Origin of the sequence: Tepidanaerobacter sp. GT38 (assembly GCF_021991635.1) — a bacterium.
Lineage (GTDB): Bacteria > Bacillota > Thermosediminibacteria > Thermosediminibacterales > Tepidanaerobacteraceae > DTU063.
This window is the reverse complement of the sequence record NZ_JAFFJA010000074.1, coordinates 1-5,942: the sequence shown is the minus strand read 5'-3', so window position 1 is coordinate 5,942 and position 5,942 is coordinate 1. Positions and strand designations below refer to the sequence as shown.

Sequence of the window (5,942 nt, the reverse complement as noted above, 5' to 3'; positions counted from 1 at the left end):
GTCAAAGGTGACATTTTCATAGAATAAAATTACTCTTTTTTAAGTGACATTTTTACTGGTTATTGACACACCTTAAAATTTTTTGTGAAAGAACTTAGCTAGATTCCCGCAAAATCAGCTTTGTTGGGAGAATGTTCTCTCTTCTTGATTTGGGTTTTTCGCCAATTTGGTCAAGCAAAACATCCACTGCCATCTGACCCATTTTCACTTTGTCTACAAAAACCGTTGACAAAGCAGGTTCAATTAAGACATTGTGTTCTATATCTTCAAATCCGATGACAGCCACGTCAGCGGGAATCTTTAAACCTGCTTTTTTAATTGCTTTAATGGCGCCAATGGCTATCATGTCGCAACTGGCAAAAATAGCTCTTGGAACATCACCAGACTCTAACATGCTATTCATGAGTCTTGTCCCTTCGCTAATGGTGGCTTCTCCAAAGCGCATGAATTTTTCCCGAACTGGTATATTGTAGTCATTTAAAGCCGCCAGATACCCTCGATATCTTTCGTAATAACTGTGATTTTGAAGAGATCCGCAAAGAAATCCTATTTCTGTATAATCTTTCTTTATTAAATACACAACAGCTTCATAGGCTCCCATGTAATCGTCTGCCTTGACAAAGGTCACATCTAAATCCATGGAACAGTTCAATAAAACCAAGGGCAGTCCCATTTCCTTGCATTTTTTTATGATGGCCTCGTGGATAAAGCTGGTAAATATAATGCCGTCTACCCTCTTTTCCAGGAGAGATTCTGCTGCGGAGTTTTCTATATCTTGGTCTGTGGCTATTATTATGCTATAGCCCCTTTCCTTGGAACTGTCCACAATGGCTTCAACAATGGGAGCATAAAAGGGGTGGGAAAGAATGGGCTTGTGTTTCTTATATATAATTAAGCCCAAATTTTTGGTTTCCTTAGTCTTCATAGCCGTCGCTATGGTGTTTTTCCTGTAATTTAATCTTTCCGCAGCTTCCAAAACCTTTCTTTTAGTCTCATCACTGTAATTTCCCGAATTGGAAAAAACCCGGGAAACTGTGGATTTGGAAACTCCGGCGGCCTTGGCTACATCTTTTATGGTTACATTCATGCCCATTTCACTCCGCCAAAATAATAAATACAGCTTTTGTTCGACATATTATACTTACTTTAGATTATATTGTAAAATTTTAAGCAGACATTCTCAAAGAATTGCCGTCTTCACTGGAGAAGAGATGAATTTTATCCATATCCAAGCGAACAAATACATTTTCCCCCATGTTCCCATTGTAGTCTTGTGGTGCAATGACTTTGATTCTATTGGTTCCGATTTTTACATTTACCAGCTTATCCCTTCCTAAAGGTTCCACTACATAAATCTCACCTTTCACAGTGTTTTGCCCCTCACTGGTCAGTTTTAGATTTTCTGGCCGAATCCCAAGAATAACTTTTTCACCGTTTTGTATTTGGGCAAACTCTCTCTTTGCCCTTTCAGGAAGCTCTATCTTAAACGAGGTTCCTTTTAAGTACACTTTATCCCCTTCCCTAATACATACTACATCCAAAAAATTCATGGGAGGGTTTCCTATAAATTCTGCTATAAATTGATTTTTGGGCTGTGAGTAAAGTTTTTCCGGCGTATCAAAATCCTGCAGGGTGCCTTTGTTCATCACTGCTATTTTGTCGCACATGGAAAGGGCTTCTGTCTGGTCGTGGGTTACAAATACTGTGGTTATCCCCAGGTCTTTTTGCAGCTTCTTTATTTCAGCCCTCATGGATATTCTAAGACCCGAATCTAGATTAGACAGTGGTTCGTCTAACAATAAAATCTTTGGCTCTTTTACCAGGGCTCTAGCTAAAGCTACCCTTTGCTGCTGGCCGCCAGAAATTTCACTGGGTCGTCTATTAAGGAGGGAATCCAAATGAAATTTCCGGGCTATTTGGTTGACTTTTTTTTCAATAATGTCTCTAGGCATCTTTCTCAATTTCAGGGGGAAGGCTATATTTTCAAATACTGTCATGTGAGGATAAAGGGCATAATTTTGAAAACACATGCCTACATTTCTGTCTTTGGGAAGTTCATGGGTGACATTTTTATTGCCAAATATTATCTTTCCTTTATCAGGTTTGTAAATCCCCGCCAGCATCAAGAGAGTAGTGCTCTTGCCGCAACCCGAGGGACCAAGCAGTGCCACAAATTCACCGTCATGAATGTTTAAATTCAAATTGTCTACTGCCACAAAAGTGCCAAATTTTTTGGTTATGTCTCTCAGTATTACTCTCATAGGTACCTCCGAACCTCCTTGGCCTTTTTATCCCTTAATGCCACCGAAATTGATTTTCATAAGGGATTTCTGAGAAATTAAGAAAAATACAATTACAGGAATTAAGTAAAAAAGTCCTGCCGCTGCAAGCAACCCGTAATCCAAAAATCTAAAGTCTCCAATTAAGTTTTTCAAAAAGACAGCCAGTGTATAGTGTTCACTGCTAAATAAGAAGGTATAGGAGTAAATAAATTCAGACCATCCTGCTAAAAAGGCAAATATGGCAACTGCAGAAATTCCAGGTTTTATTTGGGGGAGTATGACTTTGTACCACAGCTGGAACTTATTGCAGCCATCAATGTATGCTGCCCACTCCAGTTCCCAGGGAATTTCGTCAAAAAAGCCCTTTATCATCCAGGTGGCCATAGGCAATTCCAATGCAACTTTTACTAATACTACTCCCATTATGCTGTCTAGCAGATTTATAAAATTTAAGACGTAGAAAAGGGCTATCAAAAGGGCTACACCTGGAAAGGCATGTAAGATTATAGTGGTTTTCATAATCAAATCCTTGCCTGGAAAATCCATTCTCGATAGGGCAAAGCCTGCCAAAAGGCTTATTATGACTTCCAGTATTGTGATACTTCCGGCAAGCAAGATGCTGTTTAAGGTAACAGGCCAAATGCTTTCAAAGGCAGTTAAGCCTAATTTTATTTCACTCCACAAGAACCGCCAGTTGTTTAGGGTCAAGCCCTTAGGAAATATGCCTAAGGTAAGTTTGCTGGAAAATGAACTGGCAAAAAGCCATAGGTATGCAATGACGATGGGAAGGCTTACTAAAATTAGAAATATATAAATTGGCGCACTGTGTAAAATTCCCCTTTTATTTCTCTTCACTTGTGGCATCACCCCTGTACTTTTGTTTTGCCTCTGTTCATCATGGCATCATAGCCAAATACTTTAAGCATAACTAGGGCAATTATCACAGCGATTATGACCAGCACCACGGATATGGCAGCACCATAGCCAAATTCATAACTGCCAAATGCCTTGTGGTAAGAGTACAGTGCCCATACTTCACTTTTATTTAGGGGGCCTCCGTCAGTTATCAGCAGGATGTATTCATATGAAGTAAGAAGGGATAACGTCTGCCAAATGGTCATAAACATAATAGGCCACTTTAAAAATGGAATTATCACATATCTAATAATATCCCAGTCAGTGGCTCCATCTACACTGGCAGCATGAAAATAGGATTCTGGTATTGACTTGATGGCTGCCGAAAACACCACCATCCCCAGGGATGCCCCTATCAAACCATTTGCTATTATCACTACAGGCATGGGACTTGTTAAAATCCAGTCCCGGGGAGGGGCATTAAACAACTTCCCAAAAAAAGCGTTGAGCATTCCGTACTCTGTAGGATCCAAAAACCACAGCCACAAAAGGGCATAAATCACTGCAGGGGTCATGCGAGGTAGCATCCAGATGGTTTGAAACAAAAGTCCCGTGTTTTGTTTTTTTGTAAAGTATGTTGTAGTAATTGCCAGTAAAAAACCAAAGCCTACATTTATAAGGAGGGTAGAGGCTACATACTTTAAGGTGTTTAGGGCTGCAATTCCAGCGCTTTTGTCTTGACATAATTTGATATAATTTTTCAGCCCTACAAACTTCCATTCCAGCGTAAAATCCATCCCAGTAAAGGACATGACAATAGTTAACACCACTGGTACTAAATAAAAGAGGACAATGAGTATTAAAAAGGGACCTATAAAAGGAAGTGCTGCAATAAAAGAACTTTTTCTTTTAACATGGGTTTCTGCCGCTTCTTTAGGGTAAGCTACTGGAAGACTCTTTTCCTGCACATACTGCTCCAAAAAACTCGCCCCCTTTTATAAATATTTAGGGGCATTTTGCCCCTATCTTAATTAATAAATAGTTGAAACATTAATCTATAAATTCTATTTCATCAATATCGTTTTTAACCTGTTCTTCCAGCCAATTAAGGGCTTTTTCAGGATCGTATTCCCCGATTTCCACTGACTGAATTGCTTTGAATAATGCACTTGTAAATTTGCCAAACTCGTGGTGATTTGGCTGCAGCTTAGTGTAGTCCAACATATACTGCACATCGCTTAAGAAGGTATTTTCCTTATATAATGGCTCTTCTGCTGCTAAAGGGCTTATTACAAGGTGGCCAGAGCCAACGGCATGTTTTGCATTGTACTTAGGTTGAGAGCTGATTGCCACTAAAGCAAAGGCCAAGTCCGGATGCTCTGTATTTGAATTTATCACGTACACATAGGGCTGAGATAAAGTGACAGGTTTGCCTCCCTTTGACGCTGCAGGTATTAAGGCATACCCCATGTTCTCAAACATGTAATCTTCCGTCAACTTGCCAAGTTCACCATGATATTCCACTTCCTGATATTCAGCCCAGTGCCATGTCCCTCCATACCAAAACAGCACATGGCCTTCTACCCAGTTTTGGTGGATTTGTCTCCACTCCATGGAAGTCATGCCTGTGGGAAGCACCTTGTCCACTTGTGCCAGTTTATAAAAGTAATCCAAAGTATCTTTTATTGCCTTTCTGTCGAAGACCAGTTTATTGGTCTCCTGGTTAAAGAGCTTGCCGCCGAAATTATAAACCATAGCAGGGAAAAATGCTCCATTATTTGGTCTGTGGTATATGCCGGCTTTGGCAAAACCTTTATCTACCGCTTCTTTTGCAATGCTCGTCATATCATCAAGGGTAAACTGGCCTTTTTCGATTTTTTCAGGCAGTTCCGATATATCTTCTTCAGACCAGCCCAGTTTTCTCAGTATATCTTTTCTAAAATACACTGTCCTGGCTTCCGTATCTTGAGGGATGCCATAAATTTTTGACTTCCACTTGGCAGCATCCCAGAGATTTGGATAAATGTCCTTTACGTATTTGCCCCATTCAGAATCATTTATGTAATCGTCAAGCTCCAGTATATATCCCCCTTCTGCCATCATAGCTATATCTGAATGGCTTATAGTCCTTATATCAGCACCTGCTCCAGTTTTATGGGCCAGCATAAACTTTTGATTGTACTCGTCATAGCCTGAGGAAACGTGATTTGCCTTAACTTCCACCCTCCTGTTGTCTCCCTTTTCTTGTAGAATTTCATTTAACTCTTGAGCTGCCTCCTCTAAATTGGTTACCCTGGTGGCATCGGCAGGAGAACCATAAGACTCTACTTCAAATACCACCGTTTCTGTAACAGGTGCAGTGGCAGGTTCTGCACTTTCTTCCGGTCTTCCTCCACACCCTGATAAAACCAAGCCTAATGCCAGTAAGATAACTACTAATGTCTTTAAAGTCTTTTTCATTTTATTACCCCCTTATAAATGACATTTTGTAGAAATCTCATCCATATTAGGCTTGTTTTTAGGCTACAGAGGCATATCTGCACCTCCAGAAAAGTTTTATTTTCTTATGGGAACGTTCCCATCATTGGGCAAAATAAAACCATCTTAAAAGTAGTTGTCCACTTGTTAAGACGGTTTTATTTAGTTTTTAATGTTTATTTATTTAAATGGCAAACAATGTCCATATTTATATTAAAGAATCCTTCTTTTTGTGTCAAGTTTTTGTTACACCCGCGAGTCTTTTTACCCATAATAGTAGCAATGTCAGTAAATAGAATTAGGATAAGCGGCAGAGTACCACCAGCA

Annotated in this window: 5 protein-coding genes; all 5 read right to left on the bottom strand. The window is 39.8% G+C overall.

The window, feature by feature from the left end; genetic code table 11:
- Window positions 1-94 precede the first annotated feature (94 nt).
- Entirely contained in the window at window positions 95-1,087 is a 993-nt protein-coding gene (locus JT739_RS09885) for a LacI family DNA-binding transcriptional regulator (protein ID WP_237660953.1), read from the bottom strand.
- 79 nt (window positions 1,088-1,166) lie between these two features.
- A complete protein-coding gene (locus tag JT739_RS09880; RefSeq protein WP_237660952.1) occupies window positions 1,167-2,261 on the bottom strand; it encodes an ABC transporter ATP-binding protein in 1,095 nt (364 codons plus the stop codon).
- 27 nt (window positions 2,262-2,288) lie between these two features.
- Entirely contained in the window at window positions 2,289-3,146 is an 858-nt protein-coding gene (locus JT739_RS09875; RefSeq protein WP_255688675.1) for a carbohydrate ABC transporter permease, read from the bottom strand.
- A complete protein-coding gene (locus JT739_RS09870; RefSeq protein WP_237660950.1) occupies window positions 3,146-4,117 on the bottom strand; it encodes a carbohydrate ABC transporter permease in 972 nt (323 codons plus the stop codon). The genes JT739_RS09875 and JT739_RS09870 overlap by 1 nt, the downstream gene beginning before the upstream one ends.
- A 70-nt stretch (window positions 4,118-4,187) precedes the next feature.
- Window positions 4,188-5,597: an extracellular solute-binding protein gene (locus JT739_RS09865; protein WP_237660949.1), complete on the bottom strand. Its 1,410-nt coding sequence runs from the start codon at window positions 5,595-5,597 to the stop codon at window positions 4,188-4,190.
- Window positions 5,598-5,942 lie beyond the last annotated feature (345 nt).